General features: G+C 43.3%; 20 protein-coding genes. 9 read left to right on the top strand and 11 right to left on the bottom strand.

Annotation, left to right across the window (positions count from 1 at the left end):
* Nucleotides 1–68 precede the first annotated feature (68 nt).
* The 6 genes from sbcD to C1X04_RS10120 all read left to right on the top strand — a co-directional run bounded on the left by sbcD (nt 69) and on the right by C1X04_RS10120 (nt 8,527).
* Entirely contained in the window at nt 69–1,346 is a 1,278-nt protein-coding gene (gene sbcD / locus C1X04_RS10145) for an exonuclease subunit SbcD (protein WP_137169835.1), read from the top strand.
* Nucleotides 1,343–5,089, top strand: coding sequence for an AAA family ATPase (locus C1X04_RS10140; RefSeq protein ID WP_137169834.1), 3,747 nt, complete (start codon nt 1,343–1,345; stop codon nt 5,087–5,089). The genes sbcD and C1X04_RS10140 overlap by 4 nt, the downstream gene beginning before the upstream one ends.
* 316 nt (nt 5,090–5,405) lie before the next feature.
* Nucleotides 5,406–6,131 carry a septum site-determining protein MinC gene (minC, locus tag C1X04_RS10135; protein WP_110572899.1) on the top strand — a complete coding sequence of 242 codons (726 nt, stop codon included), beginning with the start codon at nt 5,406–5,408 and terminating at the stop codon, nt 6,129–6,131.
* Nucleotides 6,132–6,191: 60 nt separating this feature from the next.
* Entirely contained in the window at nt 6,192–7,001 is an 810-nt protein-coding gene (gene minD, locus C1X04_RS10130; RefSeq protein WP_110574412.1) for a septum site-determining protein MinD, read from the top strand.
* Nucleotide 7,002: 1 nt separating this feature from the next.
* On the top strand, nt 7,003–7,260 hold the full coding sequence (gene minE, locus C1X04_RS10125) for a cell division topological specificity factor MinE (protein WP_110572897.1): 258 nt from the start codon (nt 7,003–7,005) through the stop codon (nt 7,258–7,260).
* Between the two features lie 214 nt (nt 7,261–7,474).
* Nucleotides 7,475–8,527, top strand: coding sequence for an aldo/keto reductase (locus C1X04_RS10120; protein ID WP_137169833.1), 1,053 nt, complete (start codon nt 7,475–7,477; stop codon nt 8,525–8,527).
* Between the two features lie 132 nt (nt 8,528–8,659).
* On the opposite strand, the gene fusA is transcribed toward C1X04_RS10120, so the two are convergent.
* From fusA to C1X04_RS10095, 5 genes are all read right to left on the bottom strand, one after another.
* Nucleotides 8,660–10,750 (bottom strand): elongation factor G, encoded by a 2,091-nt coding sequence (gene fusA / locus C1X04_RS10115; protein WP_110572894.1) that lies wholly within the window; start codon nt 10,748–10,750, stop codon nt 8,660–8,662.
* 183 nt (nt 10,751–10,933) lie between these two features.
* A complete protein-coding gene (locus tag C1X04_RS10110; RefSeq protein WP_137169832.1) occupies nt 10,934–12,103 on the bottom strand; it encodes a cation:proton antiporter in 1,170 nt (389 codons plus the stop codon).
* Between the two features lie 16 nt (nt 12,104–12,119).
* On the bottom strand, nt 12,120–12,785 hold the full coding sequence (locus C1X04_RS10105) for a TIGR04211 family SH3 domain-containing protein (RefSeq protein WP_110572891.1): 666 nt from the start codon (nt 12,783–12,785) through the stop codon (nt 12,120–12,122).
* Between the two features lie 123 nt (nt 12,786–12,908).
* Nucleotides 12,909–13,385: a DUF934 domain-containing protein gene (locus C1X04_RS10100; RefSeq protein ID WP_137169831.1), complete on the bottom strand. Its 477-nt coding sequence runs from the start codon at nt 13,383–13,385 to the stop codon at nt 12,909–12,911.
* Nucleotides 13,369–15,030, bottom strand: coding sequence for a nitrite/sulfite reductase (locus C1X04_RS10095; RefSeq protein ID WP_137169830.1), 1,662 nt, complete (start codon nt 15,028–15,030; stop codon nt 13,369–13,371). The genes C1X04_RS10100 and C1X04_RS10095 overlap by 17 nt, the downstream gene beginning before the upstream one ends.
* A gap of 260 nt (nt 15,031–15,290) precedes the next feature.
* On the opposite strand from C1X04_RS10095, the gene nfuA reads away from it, so the two are divergent.
* Nucleotides 15,291–15,872, top strand: a complete 582-nt coding sequence (gene nfuA / locus C1X04_RS10090; RefSeq protein WP_137169829.1) for a Fe-S biogenesis protein NfuA — start codon at nt 15,291–15,293, stop codon at nt 15,870–15,872.
* Nucleotides 15,873–15,952: 80 nt separating this feature from the next.
* Here nfuA and C1X04_RS10085 read toward each other — a convergent pair whose 3' ends face one another.
* Together C1X04_RS10085 and C1X04_RS10080 are read right to left on the bottom strand one after the other, a co-directional pair.
* Entirely contained in the window at nt 15,953–17,029 is a 1,077-nt protein-coding gene (locus tag C1X04_RS10085; RefSeq protein ID WP_110572883.1) for a 3-deoxy-7-phosphoheptulonate synthase, read from the bottom strand.
* Nucleotides 17,030–17,126: 97 nt separating this feature from the next.
* On the bottom strand, nt 17,127–17,888 hold the full coding sequence (locus tag C1X04_RS10080; protein ID WP_137169828.1) for a sulfite exporter TauE/SafE family protein: 762 nt from the start codon (nt 17,886–17,888) through the stop codon (nt 17,127–17,129).
* A 108-nt stretch (nt 17,889–17,996) separates the two neighbouring features.
* On the opposite strand from C1X04_RS10080, the gene cysB reads away from it, so the two are divergent.
* On the top strand, nt 17,997–18,971 hold the full coding sequence (gene cysB, locus C1X04_RS10075) for an HTH-type transcriptional regulator CysB (protein ID WP_137169827.1): 975 nt from the start codon (nt 17,997–17,999) through the stop codon (nt 18,969–18,971).
* A gap of 82 nt (nt 18,972–19,053) precedes the next feature.
* On the opposite strand, the gene wrbA is transcribed toward cysB, so the two are convergent.
* From wrbA to C1X04_RS10055, 4 genes are all read right to left on the bottom strand, one after another.
* On the bottom strand, nt 19,054–19,656 hold the full coding sequence (wrbA, locus tag C1X04_RS10070; RefSeq protein ID WP_110572877.1) for an NAD(P)H:quinone oxidoreductase: 603 nt from the start codon (nt 19,654–19,656) through the stop codon (nt 19,054–19,056).
* A 28-nt stretch (nt 19,657–19,684) separates the two neighbouring features.
* A complete protein-coding gene (gene arsC / locus C1X04_RS10065) occupies nt 19,685–20,029 on the bottom strand; it encodes an arsenate reductase (glutaredoxin) (protein ID WP_137169826.1) in 345 nt (114 codons plus the stop codon).
* 72 nt (nt 20,030–20,101) lie between these two features.
* Nucleotides 20,102–21,826 (bottom strand): proline--tRNA ligase, encoded by a 1,725-nt coding sequence (locus C1X04_RS10060; RefSeq protein WP_137169825.1) that lies wholly within the window; start codon nt 21,824–21,826, stop codon nt 20,102–20,104.
* Between the two features lie 55 nt (nt 21,827–21,881).
* Entirely contained in the window at nt 21,882–22,751 is an 870-nt protein-coding gene (locus tag C1X04_RS10055; RefSeq protein WP_137169824.1) for an SMP-30/gluconolactonase/LRE family protein, read from the bottom strand.
* A gap of 86 nt (nt 22,752–22,837) precedes the next feature.
* Between C1X04_RS10055 and C1X04_RS10050 the strand changes: the two genes are divergently transcribed.
* Nucleotides 22,838–23,281, top strand: coding sequence for an HIT domain-containing protein (locus C1X04_RS10050; protein WP_110572869.1), 444 nt, complete (start codon nt 22,838–22,840; stop codon nt 23,279–23,281).
* Nucleotides 23,282–23,329: the final 48 nt, after the last annotated feature.

Here is a 23,329-nt window from a genome sequence, read left to right as displayed (position 1 = left end):
TTTGACTATCTATCTATATTTTTATCTTTATATATTTACTTTTATTTTTTTATGGCTTGGATCTATAAATGAAAATCATACACACTTCTGACTGGCACCTTGGTCAGCATTTCATGGGGAAATCCCGCCGTGATGAGCACAAAGCCTTTATTGATTGGCTATTGGCGCTGGTAGACAAAGAATCTATCGATGCGGTGATTATTGCTGGTGATGTGTTTGACACAGGCTCGCCACCAAGTTATGCCCGTGAAATGTACCACCAACTTGTATTGGATATGAAAGCACGTCAATGTCAGTTAGTCATCGTCGCGGGTAATCACGATTCGGTTAGTATGCTGAATGAATCCAAAAGTTTGCTGACCTATCTGGATACACAAGTGTCGAGTCAGGCAAACCTCGAAGACATTGATTCTCATGTTATTTCTCTTAAAGACAAAGCCGGAGAGATCGCGGCTTGGGTTTGTGCTGTACCGTATTTGCGTCCTAAAGACGTGATGAAAAGTATAGCTGGGCAATCTGAGCAAGATAAAAAACTCAGCTTGTTGCAAATGATTGGGGATTTTTACCAGCAAGTTTATGACGCTGCCTGTGAGAAGAATAAAGCAATGAAAACCCCAGTGCCGATTATTGGTACAGGTCATTTGACGGCAGTGGGCGGGCAAGTGAGTGAATCGGTACGAGATCTTTATGTGGGCACGTTAGAAGCTTTGCCGACATCGGTATTTCCTGCATTTGATTATTTGGCTCTTGGGCACATTCACCGTGCTCAGCCGATCAGTAAAAGTGGCCGATTCCGTTACAGTGGCTCGCCGATTCCATTGAGTTTCGATGAATTAGGGCGTGACAAAACCCTCGTTATCTTTGATACCGATTTACTAGGTGAAGATACGTTTGTGGACGACTTGTTTGCCGAGCCAACGGATCCTGTGCAATTAATCACGATTCCTAATTTTCAACCTATGGTGAGTTTGAAGGGCAGCTTGAAAGAGGTGATTAAACAGATTTCAGCGCTCGATTTAGTAGACGACAAAACCCTTTGGCTAGAAGTGACGGTCATTGCAGATGAGTATTTGAGCGATGTTCACAAACGCTTATTGGAAGTTATTGAGGGTAAACCTATTGAGTTACTTCGAGTGATGCGTCGCAGTGCTGTAGAGAAAAAGAATGAAGACTTTGAAGCTCGCAAAACCTTGTCGGAATTAACTGTGGAAGATGTCTTTCAGCAGAGCCTTACGTCGAATTTAGAGTTAGATGAAGAAGAAAGTAAAACGTTGACTGAGTTGTTTCATACTTGTTTGCTTGAGCTAGAAGAGCATCAACAAGAAGGCGAGGAGAAGCAATCATGAAAATTTGCAAACTGCGCCTAAAGAATTTGAATTCCTTAAAAGGCGAATGGGAAATTGATTTTACCAAAGCACCGTTTGATGACGCGGGAGTGTTTGCCATTGTCGGACCGACAGGGGCAGGTAAATCGACCTTATTGGATGCGATTTGTTTGGCTTTATATCATCGTACACCTCGCATTGATAATATTTCTCAAAATGAAAACGAGGTAATGACACGTTACACCTCAGACTGTTTAGCGGAAGTGGAATTTGAAGTTAAGGGTAAAGGTTATCGTGCTTTTTGGGCGCAACGGCGCGCCCATGGTCAAAGTGATGGCAAATTACAGCAAATTGCATGTGAACTTTGCGAGCTTGATGGCACGATTATCACCACTAAAATCAGTGAAAAAATAGACAAAATTGCTGAAATCACGGGGTTGGACTTTTCCCGCTTTACTAAGTCTATGTTACTGGCCCAAGGTGGCTTTTCTGCCTTCCTTAATGCTCGACCAAATGAAAGGGCTTCATTATTAGAAGAATTAACAGGCACTGAAATTTACGGTGATGTGTCGAAGTGGGTGTTTGACAAGCACAAACTCGAAAAACAAGCTATTGCTTCTCTAGAAAAGTTTAATGAGCAGACTCAATTGTTATCGGATGATGCTTTTGCTGAGCTGAAACAAACAGAGTCGAGCTTTGAGGTTAATGAAAAAGCCAATGCGAAGGCCCTTAAGCAGCATCAAGCGGTTTTGGAGTGGCGACGTACAGAGCAAAATCTTCAAGAGCAAGTTGCTGAATATCAACAACAAGTCACCGATGCGAATCAGGCGTTGATGGATTTTGGCCCTCAGCAACAGCAATTAGAACAGGCACTGACTGCGCAAGTTCTTCAAGCCGATTATGAAAAGCAGCAGGGCTTAAAATCTCGCTTGGATCAGAATCACGCTGATATTGCGCAACATACTGAGACGCAGCAAACACAGCTGATACAAAGTCAGACGCTTACTGAATCGCTGGAACAGGCGAAGGCGACATTAGCGAATGCGCATACTGAATCGGAAGCGTTGAACAACAAGATCAACGATGAAATTCAGCCCATCTTGTCCCGCCAAGAAAGCGTGAAAATACAGCATCAAGACATGTCTTATCGTTTAAAACAAGCGGTAGAAAAAGTTGGCAATCAGCAGGCGCAGTTAAAAAGCATAACGGACAAACGTGCAGAAATTGATCAAGCTTGCCAAGAAAATAGCGCTATTTTGAACCGTTGGACGTCACCTGAGAAAATCGAAAATCAGTTATCTAGCTGGCAACATCAAGCGCAAGGCATCGCGGCGAATGCTCAAGCGATTACGGAGCTTGAGGCGAATATCACGCAAACGACGAATAAATATGAGGAAGCTCGCTCTGTTTATGGCATTAACCAAGCTAAATTAGAGCAAGGGCAAACGACTTTGGGCGAGCGTCAGCAAGCATTGCAAGGCACGATTGATGCTTTCATGCAGCTATCGTCGCAAGTTGAGTATGCCGATTGGCAGAAAGTTTATCACCAAGTTGAACGTGCTCAGCACAATGCGCAATCTCTGTGGAAACAGTTTCATCAATACCAAGATCAGCAATCGCTATTGGCAGAGCTGGATAAGAGTTTGCATGCAACGGCGGGTAATATTCAGCAGCAGCAAAGTCAGTTAGAGCAACAAAGGCAAGCTTATAAAGACAAGCTTCGTCATCAGAAGTCGGTCGAGAAACTCGCTGAGGCGGAACGCCATATTTTGGCTTTAAGCCAATTGCGTAATGAGCTTGGTGAACATGATGCTTGTCCTTTATGTGGTGCCACAGAGCATAATCTTGCTAATGCTGTGTATCAGACGGATTCTGGAAGCCAAGAAGAGTTTATTCGTTTGGGCAAAGAGTTAGACAGTCTCAAAGGCCAAGGTATGCAGCTAGCCGCTGACTTAGAATCCATGCAGCGAGAATTAGCCTCTGGCCAAACTCGGCGACAGCAATTAGTCGACGGTTTGCTGGCAACAGAAAATGATCTGCACGAATGGTTGGCCTCGTTAAGTCATTATATAAATCCCCAACTCGCTGACGTTAATTTGTCTGATAAAGATTCTGTTTCGACATTTGTTCAGATGGTTGATCAGGATTGGCAAATTCAGCAAAGCAAAGCATCTCAACTTGAGGAATTACATCAGTCTCGTTTGGCGCTAGAGGCAGAGTTGCAGAGTTTAACCGTTCAGCAACAGTCTATTCAGCAGCAGGTTTCTCAGGAGCAATCGCAATGTCAGTTGTTATGGCAAACCTTAGAAACGTATCAACAGAATTTAGTCAATAAAAACGCAGAACAAGAGCACAGCATTGAGCAGTTACGCAGTGAAATGCAGCAAGCGGGTGTACCTGCAAGCTACTTTGAATTGTCTTTGTCTGAAGCCTTATCCCAGTTGCAAGAAGCAATGCAGCAATGGCGAGGTAGCAAAACTGATTATGATGCCTTGGTGCAGCAAGGTGAACAGCTTGGTTATGAAGCGAAAAGCGTAGAAAATATACTCAAAGAGAGTCAGCAAGTACGTGATGAGGCTAAAGAGAAAGTCGCGGAGCTTGATGCTCATTTAGCCGATATTTCTAAGCAGTTGCATGAGTTGTTAGGTGATAAAAGTATTGTTGAACTGCGTCAAGAAACTCAAGCGCAGGTTGCAGTGGCTCAACAGGCGCTGGAAAAAGTAGAAGCAGAGCGACAGCAGCTAGCTCAAGCCTTGGCATCAAGCAAGGCAACGTTAGAAGCGCTTAATAAGACGTATCTAGTGTTAGTAGAAGAATATGAGACTGCGTTTGCTAAGTGGCAAAAATCACTGGTCGAAAAAGGCTTCGAAACTGAATCTGCTTGGTTGCAAGCACGTTTATCTTCGGAAGAAATAGCGCAGCGCCAAACAACATTTAAGCATCTTCAGGAAGCCGTTGCTAAACTGCAAACTTTGCTTAACCAATCGGAAGAATCTTTGGCTAAGCATCTTGAGAAAAAAGACGAGTTAGGTGCTTTTGAAGACAATGAGTTTGGAGAACAAACATTTGAGACTGTGTCTCTTGATGCTCTAGAAGAACAATGCGCTCAGCTTGATGCAGAGCGTCAAGCCTTACAGCGTCAATGGGGTGTGGTAACTCAGCAGGTCAAAGAAGAAGAGCTTCGTAGGGAGCAGGTGGCGAAGTCTAAACAAGACTTACAAGATCGCCGAGATGCTTTCATACATTTGGAGCGCTTGAATCATTTGATAGGTTCAGCAGACGGTGCGAAGTTCCGACGCTTTGCACAAAGCTTAACCTTGGATCATTTGGTCTATTTGGCCAACCAGCATTTGGATATTTTGCATCGTCGTTATCAATTGGTGCGCAATGAAGACGCTTTATCTTTGTTGGTGGTGGATACTTGGCAAGCAAACGCTTCACGAGACACTAAAACGCTGTCGGGTGGCGAATCTTTCTTGGTGAGTCTGGCTTTGGCTTTGGCATTGTCTGATCTGGTATCTCATAAAACCAGTATTGATTCATTGTTTTTGGATGAAGGCTTTGGAACTTTGGACAGCGAGACGCTGGAGTCTGCCCTTGATGCTTTGGATAACTTGCATTCTTCGGGTAAAACCATTGGAATCATTAGTCATATTAGCGCGTTGAAAGAGCGTATCCCGGTGCAAATTAAGCTCACTAAGCAGAGTGGTTTGGGCGTCAGCCGCCTTTCTGCTGAATTTGCAGTTGATACAATAGACGAGTGAGTGAAGTGTCTGGTTATTTGCTGAGCCTTCATGGTGCAAAAGTTTTCCCCAGTTTTATGGGAACAAGTATGTAAGTAAGTTGTAAAATATTAATTAAATCAAATGCTTAATCTTACGTTCATTATTGTTCATTTTGCGTTATCCTTAGCACTATAAGGGAGCAGTTAGGTGTTTTTCCCTAATGTAAAGACAGTGTTGTGCTGACTTTCTTTAATTGTTCAGCTTGATAGAATGAACTATACAAGCTGATGATTAAATTTCAGTGCGGCTAGAAAGTATTTATAGCCATTTAAGGTATTAAAAAAGGACAGTTTGCATGACAGACTCAGGCTTCCGACTCAAAGGAAGTGTCGTTACGACGGTTTTGCTGGAAATTCAGACATTTTCATTAGATGGCATTGTTTTCCATTTAAAGGAAAAGATTGATCAAGTTCCGCATTTTTTTAATCAAGCACCAATCATTATCGATATATCGAAAATGAAACGGGGCATTACTGTGGATGAATTTGAGGCATTAATTCAGTCTGTGAGTGCGCTGGGACTTGGGGTGATTGGTTGGCGTTGTGATCCGGATAATTTACCTGTTTGGAGCGCGTCTGTAACAATTCCATTGCTGCCAGCAAGCAAAGCGCGCCCAATTAATATTGCACCGACCGTGAAAGAAGAATCAAGCCCTGATGTGGTGGTGAAAACCGTTGTGGAGGAGCGTCTTGTTCCTCAATCAACCAAGGTGATTACTAAGCCTATTCGCTCTGGTCAGCAGGTATACGCTGAAGGGGATCTGATTGTGTTAACGCAAGTCAGTGCAGGTGCTGAAGTGCTGGCTGACGGCAATATTCATGTTTATGGTGCCTTAAGAGGTCGAGCATTAGCCGGTGTGAAAGGCGATGTAGAGGCGCGAATTTTTTGTAAAAGTATGGAGGCCGAACTGGTTTCAATTGCTGGGAATTTTATGTTGAGCGATGCGCTGCAAAATATCGTTTGGAAAGACAGCGCGCAAGTGTTATTAGTTGACGATAGTTTAGAAATCGTACCGCTTTAAAGTTTATTATTCATTTTATTATTTGGATAAATTCAGGCGAATTTATCGGGGGATATTGCATTGGCAAAAATCATAGTAGTCACCTCAGGCAAGGGTGGTGTTGGTAAAACAACATCCAGTGCTGCTATTGGGACTGGTATTGCGTTAAAGGGTCATAAAACGGTTATTATCGATTTTGATGTAGGTTTACGTAACCTAGATTTGATTATGGGCTGTGAGCGCCGCGTCGTTTATGACTTTGTGAATGTGATCAACAAAGAAGCGACCTTATCTCAGGCGCTGATTAAAGACAAGCGTACGAAGAACTTGTTTATTTTACCGGCCTCGCAAACTCGCGATAAAGATGCGCTGACGATTGAAGGTGTGCAGGAAGTCCTAGAAGAGCTTGCTAAAGAATTTGAGTACATTATTTGTGATTCGCCAGCAGGCATTGAAAAGGGTGCCCAAATGGCGCTGTATTTTGCTGACGCTGCCATTGTGGTGACAAACCCAGAAGTCTCTTCTGTACGAGATTCAGATCGTATCTTAGGGATTTTGCAAAGTAAGTCTAAACGAGCGGAAGAGAGTAAAGCGCCGATTGAGGAGCATCTTCTTTTAACTCGTTATCATCCTGGGCGTGTTGCATCGGGTGAAATGTTAAGTGTGTCTGATGTTGAAGATATCTTGGCAATTCCACTATTAGGTGTCATTCCCGAATCAGAGGCTGTATTGAAGGCGTCTAACCAAGGCACACCAGTGATTTTGGATACGGAATCTGAGGCTGGTTTAGCTTATATGGATGCGGTTGATCGTTTGATGGGTGAAGAGCGTCCATTGCGCTTCCTAGAAATTCAGAAGAAAGGCTTCATCAAACGTTTGTTAGGGGGTTAGAGTGGGAATTTTCGATTATTTTAAAAGTAAAAGTGCTCCTAGCTCGGCGTCAGTAGCAAAGGATCGTTTGCAGATTATTGTTGCGCATGAACGAAGCAAGCGCCATCAACCTGATTATTTGCCGCAGATGCAGCAAGAGATTATTGATGTGATACGTAAGTATGTGAACATTGGCAGCGAAGATGTTCAGATTCAGCTGGATAATACGGATGACTGTTCAGTATTAGAGTTAAATGTCACTTTGCCAGAACAGAATTAGCGTAAAGCATTGTAGTCGCTATTTTTCGTTATAAATAAAGCGCCAAACAAAATCACTAATGTGTGTCCTGTTTGGCGCTTTTTTTGTTTAAAGCTTTAAGTCCTCATTGTTTTCTTTGATAAAACTGGCCTGTAAGTCAAAATTTTATTACATTGAATGTTTCGTCACTTTTTCGCACTTAATATGTGTTGTTTGAATTTTAAGGGTAGATCTAATGAAGTATGTTCCACTTGGCCGAACTGGCTTAGAAGTTTCACGTGTATGTTTGGGTACTATGACTTGGGGGACTCAAAATAATCAAGCCGATGCTGATGCACAAATTGAATATGCATTAGCAAATGGTGTGAATTTTATTGATACTGCAGAGATGTACTCCGTTCCACCGTCAGCGGAGACTTACGGTAAAACAGAAACGATTATTGGTGATTGGCTGTCTCGTCACCCTGAACGTCGTAAAGAGTTTATTCTTGCTACCAAAATTGCTGGGCCTGGACTTAAATATGTTCGTGATGGCAGCAATATTTCTGGTAAAACGGTTATTGAGGCTGTTGATGCTTCTCTTAAGCGTTTGCAAACAGACTATATTGACCTTTATCAGCTCCATTGGCCGAACCGAACAACCCCTCATTTTGCGAAGCATTTCCCTGGCGTAATTAGTTTTACAGATGTTGATCGTGCTGATCAGTCTGCGCAAATGCTTGATACTCTTCAAGGGTTAGAGACTTGTATTAAGGCAGGTAAAATTCGTCATTTTGGCTTGTCTGATGATACGACTTGGGGAATTAATGAATTTATTCGCCTAAGTGATAAGCATGGCTTGCCTCGAGTGGCATCTATCCAAAATGAATTTAGCCTACTGCATACAAAAGATTGGCCTTACTTGATTGAAAATTGTGTGCATGAAGATGTCGCGTATTTACCTTGGTCAGCTTTGGCGGCAGGTGCTTTGACTGGTAAGTATCTTGGTGGGGCCCGTCCTGAAGGCAGTCGTTGGACGTATGCTCAACGCAATGGTATTTTCCGCGATACCGCTTTGGTGGAGAAGGCTGTTTCTGCTTATTTGGAGGTTGCTAAGAAACATGGTTTTACTCCTGCGCAGCTTGCTTTGGCTTGGTGTAATCAAGTGGATGGGGTTAGCTCCACAATTATTGGGGCGACATCTATGGATCAGCTTAAGGAAGATATGGCTGCCTTTGACATGACTTTGTCAGAGGAGGTGTTAAAAGACATTATGGCTGTTTATAAAGAGTATCCAGTGCCGTTTTAATCATTGGTTCGTGTTTTTAAAAGCGCCCTTCAGGGCGCTTTTTTTTGCCTAGATACTGCTTTTGTTTGGATAATAAAAAACCCGATGTACAGGATACATCGGGTTTTTACAGAGATTAGAAAAAACTAGTAATTAGTTCTTTTCTTTTTCTTTCTTCTCTTTAACTGCTGCGATTACGGTTTCAGCAACGTTAGAAGGACATGGTAGGTAGTGAGAGAACTCCATAGAGAACTGACCACGACCAGATGTCATTGTACGTAGAGAGCTGATGTAACCGAACATTTCAGAAAGAGGTACGTCTGCCTTAATACGAACACCAGTCAAACCTTTCTCTTGGTCTTTGATCATGCCGCGACGACGGTTCAAGTCACCGATAACGTCACCAACGTGGTCATCTGGAGTGAACACGTCAACTTTCATGATAGGCTCGATCAATTGAGGACCCGCTTTTGGAATTGACTGACGGAAAGCGCCTTTTGCAGCGATTTCGAAGGCAATTGCAGAGGAGTCAACTGCGTGGAAACCACCGTCGAACAATTCAATCTCAACGTCTAGTACAGGGAAGCCAGCTAGAACGCCTTCTTCCATCATAGACTTGAAGCCTTTTTCTACTGCTGGGAAGAATTCTTTTGGTACGTTACCACCAACAACAGTTGAAGTGAACTTGAAGCCAGAACCTACTTCACCTGGTTTGATGCGGTAATCGATCTTACCAAACTGACCAGAACCACCAGATTGTTTCTTATGCGTGTAAGTGTCTTCAACCGATTTAGTGATTGTTTCACGGTAAGCAACCTGTGGTTGACCAACAATAAGATCAACGCCGTAAGTACGCTTCAAGATATCTACTTTGATATCTAGGTGAAGCTCACCCATACCTTTAAGGATGGTTTCGCCAGAGTCTTGGTCAGTTTCAACGCGGAATGTTGGATCTTCTGCAACCATTTTACCGATTGCGATACCCATTTTCTCGTTGCCACCTTTATCTTTTGGAGTAACAGAGATAGAGATAACTGGCTCAGGGAATACCATTGCTTCAAGAGTACAAGGGTGCTTAGGATCACATAGAGTGTGACCAGTTTGTACGTTCTTCATACCAACGATCGCTAAGATATCACCAGCTTGAGCTGAGCTGATTTCTTTACGGTCATCTGCTTGCATTTCTACCATGCGGCCTACACGTTCAGTTTTGCCCGTGAAGCTGTTAAGGATAGTGTCGCCTTTGTTCAGTACGCCAGAGTAGATACGTACGAAAGTAAGGGCACCGAAACGGTCATCCATGATTTTGAATGCAAGTGCTTTTAATGGCTCTTTAGCATCAACGATTGCTTTTTCGCCATTTGGATTACCTTCTTCATCAGTAAGATCCTGAGGGATTACGTCAGTTGGGCTTGGTAGGTAATCAACAACAGCATCAAGAAGAAGCTGCATGCCTTTGTTTTTGAAAGCAGAACCACAGTAAGTTGGGAAGAACGCAAGGTCACGAGTACCTGTACGGATACAACGCTTGATGTCTTCGATAGATGGCTCTTCACCGTCCATGTACGCCATCATTAGGTCGTCGTCTTGCTCAACCGCTGTTTCAATTAGTTTTTCACGGTATTCTTCAACTTGATCAACCATGTCAGCAGGAACATCTTCAATGCTGTAGTTTTCTGGTTGGCCAGATTCATCCCAGATGTACGCTTTACGGGAAAGAAGATCAACAACACCAGAGAACTCATCTTCAGTACCGATAGGTAGAACCATGATTAGTGGTGTTGCACCTAGTACTTTTTTAACTTGTTCAGTTACACGGTAGAAGCTTGCACCTAGACGGTCTAGCTTGTTTACGAAGATCAAACGTGCAACTTCAGATTCGTTAGCATAACGCCAGTTAGTTTCTGATTGTGGTTCAACACCACCAGAACCACAGAATACACCGATACCACCGTCAAGAACTTTAAGAGAACGATATACTTCTACAGTGAAGTCAACGTGTCCAGGTGTGTCGATAACGTTAAAACGGTGATCTTTCCAGAAACAAGTTACAGCCGCTGACTGGATAGTAATACCGCGCTCAGCTTCTTGTTCCATGAAGTCTGTTGTAGATTCACCTTCGTGAACTTCACCAAGCTTGTGGATCATACCCGTAAGTTTAAGAATACGTTCTGTAGTAGTAGTTTTACCCGCGTCAACGTGAGCAAAAATACCGATGTTTCTGTATTTTGATAAGTCAGCCATTACATTACTCTAAATAAGTGAGGACGAAATTTGCGCGTTAGTATACAAGACTTTTTGCATTGATAGCCAAGTATTTCGCGCTATTCTATTATATTTTATGTGATTAAAGAAAGGGGCAATAGGAAAGCATTTTATAAATGTGGCTAAAGCCCGCTTAAGGAGAATAAAAATGGGCTTTAACGGTTAATCTCGACGTAATTTATCTGAGATTGCGATTGGGCTAGGGTAGTTCAGTATCACTATATACGTTGACATGGCGAAACTTAAAATAGCGGTGGCTTGTATGACGTGCGAGGCCTCTTGCCCTATTAGACCTATATTTGCGGCTAAATAAGCGATCAGTAGAGAAAATTCACTTACTTGGCCAAGTCGAAAGCCGACCTCCCATGAGGTGCTTGCGTCTTCTTTTATCCCTTTTAACAGGTAGCGGAAGACGACAGGTTTTATCAGCATTGAGCTAACAGCGAGAATTAACGCCGGTAAGATAACCAGACCTAGTAGGTCGAGATTAAAGCTTGCACCAATAGAAAAGAAGAAGAGTATTAAGAAAAAATCCCTTAGTGGCTTTAAGTGGGTGGCTATATATTGTGAAATTGGACTGGTTGCTAAGGCGACGCCAGCAATGAAAGCCCCCATTTCAGCAGACAGACCCGCTATTTCAGCAAGAACAGCCATGGATAGACACCAGCCAATGGATACTAAAAATATGTATTCATGAAAGCGGTCAAATCGTGCTATCAGCTTTAATAAAATATACTTAACAAATAAGAAAGCACCTGTAACCAGAACAGGTAGAGCGATTAAAGGCTTTAAGTATTGCATGATTGTGCTGTCTTCTGTGCTCGAAGTGCTGTAAAGCACGAGTAAAACCGCGATGGCAATCATATCCTGTAATAGTAATAAACCGACTACGAGTTCGCCTGTATGCTTATGGTGTAGGGCTGTTGTAGGAAGCAGTTTTATACACACAATGGTGCTCGAAAACATCATGGCGATGCCGATAATAATGCTTTCAATTTGGCTATAACCGTAGAGAATGGAAACACCAAACCCTAGTAGGGCAAAGGCGACTGAGCTAAGTAGGGCAATCCATGATGCTTTTTTTAGCATATTGATCAAGTGGCTTGGCTGCATGTCGAGGCCAAGTAAGAAAAGCAAGAAGATGATGCCAATGTGACTCATCTCATCCATCAACTTAGGTTCATTGATGAGGGAAAGTGCAGAAGGGCCTAGTAAGACCCCCAATGCAATGTAGGCAATGATCATTGGCTGCCTTGTGTACAAGGCAATGGAAGCAACGACAGCGGCTCCAGCAAATATTAAAAAGAAGGAGTGTACTATCGATGATTCCATATGTATGGCTCCGTTCTTACCAAGAACCTGTGCCGGTTTTTTTGCGTCTTAGCATAGGAGCTAGAATACCAAGTAATAAGCCGCCAAATAATGTTGCTCCGCCAATCATGAACCACTTTTGTTCGGTGGTGTCTTGCAGTGCTTCGGCTTTTGCAACGGCAATGTTGGTTTGTTGTTTCAGACTTTCGATCTGATAAGTGACATCTTCATTTTGAGCAACGATAGATTGAGCTTTCTCAGACAAGGCCTCTGTGTCTTCGAGTTGTTGTTTTAATTCTTGGTTTTCATTTTTTAATGCGGAATTGGCGTTAATGAGGCTTTGAGTCTTTTGTTGGTTGGCTTTTAAAGCATTTGCTAATTCTGTTCGGGTTTCAATGCTTCTATCAAGTCGTGACTGCAGGTTGTCGAGTTGATCCCGGCTTACCATATCTTCACTTAGAAAGTAATCGGCAACCCAGCCTTCATTGCCAGATGGTGTGCGAACCTTTGTATAGCCATCGTTTTGTTCAAGAACTTCTAGTGGTGTACCGCTTTTTAGCCCTCTTTCAACCGCTCTTGTGCTGTTATCTAACCCTTCTCGGATAGCGACAAATTGAATGTCAGAAATGTATACCGTGGCAGAGTGCACAGTGGCAGAGAGTAGTGAACCAACAATTAGGCTCATGATGCGTTTCTTAGACACGTTAAGTTCCTTTAACAATCAATTACTTTATCTTGTTTATACGATAATGATGAGTTGAGGATTGCGCAATAGAAAAGGCCATCGTAATGGCCTTTTATCGTGATTTTATTGAAAATGTTTTGTTTAGCGACGCATGAACAGAGGTCTAGGGTCTGAAACATCGCCCTGATAGGCAATACTGAAAGGTTTATGCAGTTTTAATGCTTTCTCAAGATCAACCTCTTCATTGAACTGGAAACTATTAAAACCCACTCTAAGAAGGTAGCCAAGTTGATCTGGAATGAAGTTGCCAAGGGCTCTAATTTCTCCTTGGTAATTCAGTCTTTCTTTCAATAGGCGTGCGTAACTAAAGCCTCTTCCGTCAGTAAATGCTGGGAAGTTGATACCAATTACTTGGAATTGGTTTAAATCAACATTTTGCAGAAATTCAACACCATCACCAGCCTCAAGCCAGATACCAGCAACGCTGCCAATGGATTCTTTTTCAGTAAGCCATTTTTGCGCAGGAATAATGCTATTTGTTGTCGCTGCTTCCTCTGTATCTTGTTGCCAGTGGTAGATATTTTCGACGATTTCGCCGTTTTTAATTAGCTTTGGCATAAGCGGCCTCTTTGAATGGTGTGATGCCAACGCGGCGATAAGTATCAATAAAGCGTTCTTCTTCAGAACGGTTTTCGACGTAGACAGTCATTAATTTTTGTATAACACCACTGATTTCTTCTTGAGCGAATGAAGGGCCAAGAATTTTACCAATGCTCGCATCGTGGCCGGAAGCACCGCCAATTGAGATCTGGTAGAACTCTTCGCCTTTTTTATCTACGCCCAGAATGCCGATGTTACCGACATGGTGGTGTCCGCAGGCATTCATACAACCCGATATATTTAAGTCAATATTGCCAAGGTCATATAGGTAGTCTAGATCGTTAAATGTCTCTTGGATTTGTGCTGCAATTGGGATGGATTTAGCGTTAGCTAAGGCACAAAAATCACCGCCTGGGCAGCATATCATATCGGTTAATAGGCCGAGTGTTGGTGTAGCGAAGCCTGCTTCTTTTGCTGCTTCCCAAAGGTCAACTAATTGCTCTTGGCGAACATCAGCAAGTACTAAGTTTTGTTCATGACTTACGCGTAATTCTCCGAAGCTGAATTGATCAGCTAGATCGGCCGCTTTTTGCATTTGCTCTGCTGTTGCGTCTCCAGGAGCTTGTCCTGCTTTTTTCAACGTTAGGGTAACGATGCGGTAACCTGGTATTTTGTGTTCGAATGTATTGCGTTCGAACCAGCGAGCAAATCCTGCACTGCTTGCGAGTTTGCTAGTTAGTACTTCTGGTTGGTCGGTCAAGTCATCGTATGCAGGGGCAGAAAAGAAACCAGCAAGGCGATCAAATTCGCTCATTGGAACGGTACTTTCTTTGCCTTTCAAATGACCCCATTCGTTATCAACACGCTTGCGAAACTCTTCGATACCCAATGCTTTAACCAGTATCTTGATTCGAGCTTTGTATTTATTGTCGCGACGGCCTTGTTGGTTATAGACGCGGATAATGGCATCTAAGTAGGTCAATAGGTCCGCACGTGGAATAAATTCACTAATAGTCACGCCAACCATTGGCGTTCGACCTAGGCCGCCACCAACGATGACTTTGAAACCAATTTCGCCTGCTTCGTTCTTTTTAATATGCAAACCGATATCGTGAACTTGTGTTGCTGCACGATCAGCAGACTCGGTGGCGTTTACGGCAATTTTGAATTTGCGAGGCAAGAAGGCAAATTCAGGGTGGAAGGTCGACCATTGGCGAATTAATTCACAGTACGGGCGTGGATCGACTATCTCGTCAGAAATCACACCAGCATATTGGTCGGTTGTCGTGTTGCGAATGCAATTACCACTGGTTTGCACAGCGTGCATTTGAACTTCTGCTAGCTCAGCCAAAATATCTGGCACATCTTCAATTTTTGGCCAGTTCAATTGTAGGTTCTGGCGAGTACTGAAGTGCCCATATGATCTGTCATAACGGCAACTAATATCAGCTAATTTACGTAATTGAGTACTAGAAAGCATTCCGTATGGAATTGCGATGCGTAGCATAGGCGCATAGCGCTGAACATAAAGGCCGTTTTGTAAGCGTAAAGGTAGGAATTCTTGTTCGCTTAGCTCTTTATTTAAATAGCGGCGTGTTTGGTCGCGAAATTGTGCTACGCGTTCTTCAACAAGCTGTTGGTCAATGGCGTCGTATTGATACATAGTGAAGTGAACCATGGTTAATAAGTTTTAGTTTGGATCATGTTAGCAAAGATCCTTTATTCTAAAAATGAATATTTATCTATATCTTTAGCGGTTTTGCTAATAAGGCTTATTAGAATTCGTTGAGGCAAGAGGCTCTTTAAAATTCTGTAGAATATAAAGGAAAAATACCCTACTTTTTTACTTGGTCTTTGGCTTTGGGCGTTATCTGCTGTAATATGGCGAGTATTGATCGTTGTATAGATTTAGAAAGGGTTTTTATGAATATTACAATTACGGATGGTGCCCAAGAATATCTTGCTTCTTTGCTTGAAAAACAAGGGGTTGAAGGTATTGCTGTGCGAATTTTTATCCAGCAACCAGGTACGCCTTATGCTGAGACTTGTCTCGCTTACTGTCGTCCAGACGAAGTAAATGAGACCGACGAAATTTTAAATCTACCTAAACTAAAAGTGTATATCGAAAAGAATTCGGTAAACTTTTTGGATGAGGCTTTTGTTGATTACGCTACTGAAAAAATGGGTGGCCAGTTAACAATTAAAGCGCCGAACGCTAAAATGCCTAAAGTAACGGCAGACAGTCCTATCGAAGATCAAATTAACTACGTGCTTTATTCGGATATCAATCCAGGTCTAGCCGCCCATGGTGGTGAAGTAAGCTTGCTTGAGGTTATTGATGGAACGATTGCAGTGTTGAAATTTGGTGGTGGTTGCCAAGGATGCAGTGCTGTCGACTTAACACTAAAAGAAGGTGTTGAAAAAACCTTGATAGAGAAAGTGCCTACATTAACGGCAGTCAGAGATTCAACTGACCATAGTGTGACAGATAACGCTTTCATGTAATCTGGTCTTACAACCATCTGAATAAAAAAGGGAGTCGCTAAATAGCGACTCCCTTTTTTTGGCACTACAATCAGCGTTGCTTAACCGCGTTGACGCTTTGGTAGTGCATCGCGCAATGCGTCCGCCATTTCTGTTAGTGCTTTTTCTGTTGTTTCCCAATCAATGCAGGCATCAGTGATGGATACACCGTATTCTAATTCACTAATATCGGTTGGTACTTTTTGATTGCCCCAGCCAATGTTACTTTCGATCATTAGGCCCATGATAGATTGATTGCCATCTAGAATTTGCTGAGTCGCGCTTTCAGCTACAGTCACTTGTCGCTCAGGCTTTTTACTTGAGTTTTCGTGAGATGTGTCGATCATAATGTTCAATTTAAGCTTGGCTTTAGTGAGTTCTTGCTCGGCTTCTGTGACAAATTCTGCTTCATAGTTTGGTTTGCCGCCGCCGCCACGGAGAACTACGTGACCGTAATCGTTACCTTTGGTGTTTACCACAGTCACTTGGCCTTCTTCGTTGATGCCCAAGAAAGAGTGTGGGTGAGACACAGATTGCATGGCATTGACAGCGACTGTTAAGCCGCCATCTGTACCGTTTTTGAAACCAACTGGGCCGGATAGGCCTGATGCCATTTCACGGTGAGTTTGTGACTCTGTTGTGCGCGCCCCAATGGCCGACCAGCTAATAAGATCTTGAATATATTGTGGTGAAATAGGATCCAGTGCTTCAGTGGCAAGTGGTAAGCCAAGTTCTGCAAGGTCAATTAGTAATTTTCGACCAATACGTAGACCTTTATTGATGTCGAAGGTACCGTCTAGATTCGGGTCGTTAATTAGTCCTTTCCAGCCTACAGTTGTGCGTGGCTTTTCAAAATAGGCGCGCATAATGATATACAGAGTGTCGTCTAGTTTTTCAGCCAGTGCTTTTAATCGAGCGGCATAATCTAGTGCGGCTTGTGGATCGTGAATGGAGCAAGGGCCGATTACGATCGCAAGACGATGGTCTTTGCCATCCATGATGTTTTTAATGGTGTCGCGGGATTCCGCTACATGGCTGCTAATGCTTTCGCTTACTGGCAGCTCTTTTTTCAATTGGCTCGGTGTTACCAGAGAGGTAAAAGAGGCAATATTTAAGTCTTCAAGACGCTTGTTACTCATTGCGGGGTTTCCTGCTTTTTTTGCTTTTGGTTATAGCTGCTTACAATATCGTGTTTTTCGTTGTGAATGAACCGCTGCGCCATCATTTTTTGGCTTTTTAAAAGAAAAGATACTTCACGCCAAATGACAGCAAGGCGGTAGCTAAAACGGGCTGTAATATATGGTTGGGTACATGGCTCGCGATGCGTGTTCCAAGATATATTGTTGGGATGGAGCCGATCAAAAGCGCTGCGAGGAGTGTGTAGTCAACATTCCCCAAAAAAATGTGTCCCGTGCCGGCAACAAGAGTAAGGGGAACTGCGTGCGCTAGGTCTGTTCCTACTATGTTTTTCGCTCTCATTGCAGGAAATAAAATCATCATGATGGCCGTGCCTAGAGCGCCAGCGCCTACAGAAGTAAGGGTAACAAGGACACCAAGAGCAAAACCGCATAAAAACACAATTTTTGTGCTTTGCTGTTCGGATAAATTGAAATTCAACTTATTGGTTAGTTTGGCTCGGAACACAATCACAGCCGCTGTGAGGACTAGCATGATCCCCAGTGTGCTAGTAAGGATTTCTTGGTAATGGTCAGGTTTGTCAAAACGTGATAATGCCCATACCGTGATAAATGAGGCGGGAATGCTGCCTGCAGCCATCGCAAAAACGATCTTCCAATTTACATGGCCTCTTTTAGCGTGCATTACTACGCCAGTACTTTTGGCAATACCTGCGTACATTAAGTCTGTGCCAATGGCTATGTGAGGCGGGAAACCAAACATTAATAAAAGAGGCGTCATAAGAGATCCGCCACCGACGCCGGTTATTCCTACAGCTAAGCCAACTGCTGCGCCAGCACAAATGTACCAAATAAAATCCATTAGAAAGCCATATTAAGTTGATTTAAGCTGGCAACACTAGAGCTTTTTTACTATTCTATAAAGTAATATTTTATTATGTTTTTAACTCTTTTTCGAATAAGGGCGACGATGAAGTTACAGCAGCTTAGGTATATATGGGAAGTGGCGCGTCACGACTTAAATGTTTCTGCGACCGCACAAAGTTTGTATACGTCACAGCCAGGCGTCAGTAAGCAGATTCGTCTCTTAGAAGATGAGTTAGGCGTAGAGGTGTTTGCGCGCAGCGGCAAGCATCTAACGCACGTGACGCCTGCTGGCGAGAAAATTATTGCCTTGGCAGGGGAAGTGCTCAATCAGACTTTAAATATTAAGCGTGTTGCGAAAGAGTTCAGTGATGAGCGAAAAGGGTCTCTTGATATTGCTACTACGCATACGCAGGCCCGATATGCTTTGCCTAAAGTAATTAACCAATTTATTGATGGTTATCCCGACGTGACTCTGCATATGCATCAAGGGACGCCAATGCAAATTGCTGAAATGGCGAATGACGGTGTTGTGGATTTTGCCATTGCTACAGAGGCATTGGAGTTGTTTGGTAATTTGGTGATGTTGCCTTGTTACACTTGGAACCGGTCGGTCGTTGTGCCTAAAGACCACCCATTGGCTAAGGTAGATAAACTTACTCTGCAGGCATTGGCGGACTATCCTATTGTTACCTATGTGTTTGGCTTTACTGGGCGGTCACAATTGGATCAAGCGTTTCAGGACGCTGAGTTAGAGCCTAACGTGGTGTTTACAGCGGCAGATTCTGATGTCATTAAAACCTATGTTCGTTTAGGTTTGGGGGTAGGAATTGTGGCTTCAATGGCTTATGATGAATTGCAAGACATGGATTTGGTTGCGTTGGATGCATCGCACTTATTTGAGGATAGCTGTACGAAAATCGGCATCCGCAGTAATACATTTATCCGTGGTTATATGTACAAATTTATAGAGTCTTTTGCGCCACATCTAACAAAAGATGTAGTAATGGCTGCAATGGAAGCCGGAAATCGACAGGATGTTGAGCTATTGTTTAAGGATATTGAGCTACCTAGGCATTAATCTTTTCGAGATCAATTAAAAAGCCGCAGCATGTGAGGCTAGCTCATTATGTTACGGCTTTTTTTTTGACTGTTCTTTTTGGTTATTTTTTCAGTTTCACGACCATTTCAGCAATGCGTTTTCCTTGTGCTTCACAAAGTGCCTTTTCATCTTCAGTAAGTGATGATTCGCTTGTGCTGTTTGCGAGGTGGCTTGCGCCGTAAGGTGTTCCGCCTGCTGTGGTGCTAATAAGCTCTTTATTCTTGTATGGTAAGCCAAGCCAAATCATTCCGTGATGCAGTAATGGTGTCATCATGCTATGAAGGCATTGCTCTTGACCGCCGTGCATAGTGCTTGCACTGGTAAAACCACATGCAGGCTTGTCAATCAACTGACCTGTTAGCCAAAGTGTCGAAGTTTGGTCAATAAAGTGTTTGAGTGGTGCTGCCATACTGCCAAAATAAGAGGGTGAGCCAATGGCAAGTCCAGAGCAATCAGCCAGTTCTTCTAATGTGCAGTATGGTGCGCCATCTTCAGGCAGAGCTGGAGAAGCGACCTTGGTTGTATCTGATACATCAGGTACTTGACGTATCTTAGCTTCCACGTTTCCTATTTTATTGATGCCCCGCGCAATGTGCTTTGCCATTTCAGAAACGGAGCCGTGTCGGCTGTAGAATAAAACAAGTACGTAAGGTGTTTGGGGCATTGGGGTATTCCTATACAGTTGGACTTATTTATTCAAATAAGGCCAAGACATCTTCTGGAGGGCGACCAATTTTTGCCTTGTCATTATGAATGACAATAGGGCGCTCAATTAAGCTTGGATTTGCATGCATTGCTTGCAGGCGTTCTTCATCTGTTGAGTCTTTGTTCAAGCCAAGCTCTTTATAAATGGCTTCTTTGGTGCGCATAAGCGCAAGTGGTGTAATAGAGAGTTGGCTAAGCAGTGTTTTAATTTCTTCAATGCTAGGTGCATCTTGTAAATATAAGCGGATCTCAGGATGAATGTTGTTTTCTTCTAGAAGTTGTAGAGTCTGTCGTGATTTTGAGCAGCGAGGGTTGTGGTAGATGGTGGTCATGTACGCACTCCTGTTTACGATTTGCATAAAAAAACCTAACGGAAGTGAGGGCTTCCGTTAGGTTTGGTGGGATTATTTCTTGCTTAAGATGAAATCGACAGCATCAGCAATGGCGATGTCTTCGTTTTCGCCTGCTTTGCGGTATTTGTATTCCAGCGTGCCTTTTTCGAGCCCTTTATCGCCAACAACTAAGCGGTGAGGAATGCCTAGTAATTCACAATCGGCAAATTTAACGCCTGGGCGTTCTTTGCGGTCATCTAGTAATACGTCTAAGCCTTTTGCTTTAAGTTCGATGTATAGTCGATCACACTCGGTTCTTACCGCTTCTGATTTGTCGTAGTTCATTGCAACGATAGCGACGTCGAAAGGCGCAATGCTTTCCGGCCATAAGATGCCTTTGTCGTCGAAGTTTTGCTCAATCGCAGCAGCAACAATACGAGAAACACCAATGCCGTAACAGCCCATGTGCATGACCTGAGCTTTACCGTTCTCATCTAAAACTGTGGCTTTTAGTGCTTCAGCATATTGTTGGCCAAGTTGGAAAATATGACCCACTTCGATGCCGCGTTTAATGATGATGGTGCCCTGTCCATCTGGAGATGGGTCGCCTTCAACAACATTACGAATATCGGCGACTTCAAATTCAGGGCAGTCACGCTCCCAGTTTAAGCCTGTAAAGTGGTAGTCGTCTTTATTTGCACCCGCGCAGAAGTCAGACATGACGGCTGCTGAACGGTCAACGATTACGCGTATCCCTTTTTCCGCTAGACCTTTCGGTCCGATAGAGCCAGGCGCACAGCCAGTTTTCGCCACGATATCGGCTTCATCGGCAAACTCAAATGGGGTAACTACACCAGACAGTTTTTCGACTTTGATTTCGTTGATGTTGTGATCACCACGTAACACTAGCGCTACGATTGTTGGTTGTTCGTTTTCATCAACGGCTTTGATTAGCATGGTTTTAACTGTGCTAGTGACATCTAGCTTCAAAAACTCTGCTACCTTGGCGATTGTTTTGCAGTCTGGTGTGAACACTTCGACGATGTCTTGAGTTGGTGCATCCGCTTTTTCTTTTAAGCATACTGCTTCAGCAAGCTCGATGTTCGCGGCAAAGTCGGATGAATCGCTGAAGGCTATATCGTCTTCACCAGAATCTGCTAATACGTGAAATTCATGTGAATAGGCGCCACCAATACTGCCTGTATCAGCGCGCACTGGACGATAATCTAGACCAATACGGTCAAATACGTTGCAGTATGCTTTGTGCATGATGTCGTATGTTTCTTGCAGAGACTCGGCACCAACGTGGAATGAATAGGCGTCTTTCATGCAAAATTCACGTGAGCGCATTACACCAAAGCGAGGGCGCACTTCATCGCGGAATTTAGTTTGAATCTGAAAGAAATTCATTGGCAGCTGCTTGTAGCTGGTTAGTTCGTTCCGCGCAAGGTCTGTGATAACTTCTTCATGGGTTGGGCCAAGGCAGTAGTCGCGGCCATGACGATCCTGAAGGCGAAGAAGTTCAGGCCCATATTTTTGCCAGCGTCCTGTTTCTTGCCATAATTCTGCTGGCTGAACGCCTGGCATCACGATCTCAAGAGACCCTGCTTTTTCCATTTCATCGCGAACTATATTTTCGACTTTGCGAAAAACTTTTAGGCCTGTCGGTAGCCAAGTGTATAGTCCTTTTGAAATTTGGCGAATCATGCCAGCGCGAATCATTAGCTGATGGCTTGTAACGACAGCGTCTGTTGGTGTGTCGCGTAGGGTAGAAAATAAATAGTTGCTTGCGCGCATAATAATATAGTTACTTTAAAGTTGAATGACTAAAGTTAAATTATAAAACAGAGTTTTAGCCAGCGAACCTTGGTTCTGTCTGGCCTTTTACATTGGTTTCAATTGAAAATATTCCGCCAGCTTGCGGAAATTCTTTAAGTTCGTCGTCTGTTTGTGCACCACGACAAGTACTGATAAAGAGCGTTTTCATTTCGGGTCCACCAAAAGCCACCATGGTTGGGTAGGTTGCTGGAACCGGAATCTCTTCTAGAATTTTACCTGCAGGGCTAATCTTAACGATGCGTTGTCCTTGATAAAGGGCGGACCAGTAATTGCCTTCACTGTCCACCGCGGCACCATCAGGTCGGCCATTGCCATGAGGAAACTCAATGAACACGCGTTTGTTTGTCGCAGTACCTGTTTCAATATCGTAATCGAACTGATAAACCACATGGTTAGGAGTATCAGAATAATACATGATGGTATTGTCAGGGGAAAAAGCTAAGCCGTTAGATGTCCATGCGGCTTGATCGATAAGCTTTTCTTGACCTTTGCTGAATTGGTGCAGTGCGCCTTTGAATGCATCTTTTGGAGAGTACATAGTGCCAGCCAAGAAGCGGCCTTTGGCGTCACAGCGACCATCATTAAATCGTGTTGTTTCTTTATCGTAGTCAGCGAGCCAGTAGGGTTGTAAGTCCGCGTTAAAATCTTCAAATGTATATACACCAGAACGGAACGCAGCAATGAAGCCGCCGTTTTCGGCTAGCGAAAAACAGCCAATCTCTTCGTTAAACTTACGGTGTGTAAGGCTCTTTGATTCTGTGCTATAAGCGTATAGTATGAAGGAATCTATATCGACAAAATAGAGCGTTTGAGTGCGTTCGTCCCAACGAGGACATTCGGCTAATTTTGCTTGTGCATCCACGGCACATTGCATATCAGTCATGCGGGCTCCAAGTCTTTGAGGGTTTTTTAAAAATAGGGTGCTATAGTGCTTATTAAAGCCATTTTTGTAAATAGGGAGAGGTAAAGATGTTTGAGTTAAATCCGGTGTTAGGTCGTGACTCTATTCTGGTAGGGCATTTTTCCTTATGTCAGCTTCGTATTATCAATGACGCTCAATTCCCTTGGTTTATTCTTGTACCTCAACGAAATGATATTGGCGAAATCTATCAATTGGTTGAGGAGGATCGACAGCAATTACTTTTGGAAAGTTGCGTATTAGCTGAGGTTTTGCATGATGCTTTTTCTGCAACCAAGCTAAACATTGCCGCGCTTGGCAATCAAGTGCCGCAATTACACGTCCATCACATTGTTCGTTATAAAACAGATCCTTGCTGGCCAGACCCAATTTGGGGGAAATTCAAGGCTGTACCATATACTGAAGAAAAGTTGGCTGAAATCTTGCAGAAAGTACGGTCATTATTGAGTGATGAATTAACGTTACCGAGCGATGGAGCTGAGCTTTACTATTGAACGAGTCCAAAATTCATAATAATTGAGTGATAAGCCAACTTTGGAAAG

This window comes from Marinomonas sp. FW-1 (assembly GCF_005222245.1).
In the GTDB taxonomy this organism is placed as follows: domain Bacteria; phylum Pseudomonadota; class Gammaproteobacteria; order Pseudomonadales; family Marinomonadaceae; genus Marinomonas; species Marinomonas alcarazii.
This window is presented reverse-complemented; position numbering and strand designations above follow the sequence as displayed.

What these genes read in the sequence shown, in the direction of transcription:
- sbcD (WP_137169835.1), top strand. Translation starts at nt 69, where the DNA reads ATGAAAATCATACACACTTCTGACTGGCACCTTGGTCAGCATTTCATG.
- C1X04_RS10140 (WP_137169834.1), top strand. Translation starts at nt 1,343, where the DNA reads ATGAAAATTTGCAAACTGCGCCTAAAGAATTTGAATTCCTTAAAAGGC.
- minC (WP_110572899.1), top strand. Translation starts at nt 5,406, where the DNA reads ATGACAGACTCAGGCTTCCGACTCAAAGGAAGTGTCGTTACGACGGTT.
- C1X04_RS10120 (WP_137169833.1), top strand. Translation starts at nt 7,475, where the DNA reads ATGAAGTATGTTCCACTTGGCCGAACTGGCTTAGAAGTTTCACGTGTA.
- fusA (WP_110572894.1), bottom strand. Translation starts at nt 10,750, where the DNA reads ATGGCTGACTTATCAAAATACAGAAACATCGGTATTTTTGCTCACGTT.
- C1X04_RS10110 (WP_137169832.1), bottom strand. Translation starts at nt 12,103, where the DNA reads ATGGAATCATCGATAGTACACTCCTTCTTTTTAATATTTGCTGGAGCC.
- C1X04_RS10100 (WP_137169831.1), bottom strand. Translation starts at nt 13,385, where the DNA reads ATGCCAAAGCTAATTAAAAACGGCGAAATCGTCGAAAATATCTACCAC.
- C1X04_RS10095 (WP_137169830.1), bottom strand. Translation starts at nt 15,030, where the DNA reads ATGTATCAATACGACGCCATTGACCAACAGCTTGTTGAAGAACGCGTA.
- nfuA (WP_137169829.1), top strand. Translation starts at nt 15,291, where the DNA reads ATGAATATTACAATTACGGATGGTGCCCAAGAATATCTTGCTTCTTTG.
- C1X04_RS10085 (WP_110572883.1), bottom strand. Translation starts at nt 17,029, where the DNA reads ATGAGTAACAAGCGTCTTGAAGACTTAAATATTGCCTCTTTTACCTCT.
- C1X04_RS10080 (WP_137169828.1), bottom strand. Translation starts at nt 17,888, where the DNA reads ATGGATTTTATTTGGTACATTTGTGCTGGCGCAGCAGTTGGCTTAGCT.
- cysB (WP_137169827.1), top strand. Translation starts at nt 17,997, where the DNA reads ATGAAGTTACAGCAGCTTAGGTATATATGGGAAGTGGCGCGTCACGAC.
- wrbA (WP_110572877.1), bottom strand. Translation starts at nt 19,656, where the DNA reads ATGCCCCAAACACCTTACGTACTTGTTTTATTCTACAGCCGACACGGC.
- arsC (WP_137169826.1), bottom strand. Translation starts at nt 20,029, where the DNA reads ATGACCACCATCTACCACAACCCTCGCTGCTCAAAATCACGACAGACT.
- C1X04_RS10060 (WP_137169825.1), bottom strand. Translation starts at nt 21,826, where the DNA reads ATGCGCGCAAGCAACTATTTATTTTCTACCCTACGCGACACACCAACA.
- C1X04_RS10055 (WP_137169824.1), bottom strand. Translation starts at nt 22,751, where the DNA reads ATGACTGATATGCAATGTGCCGTGGATGCACAAGCAAAATTAGCCGAA.
- C1X04_RS10050 (WP_110572869.1), top strand. Translation starts at nt 22,838, where the DNA reads ATGTTTGAGTTAAATCCGGTGTTAGGTCGTGACTCTATTCTGGTAGGG.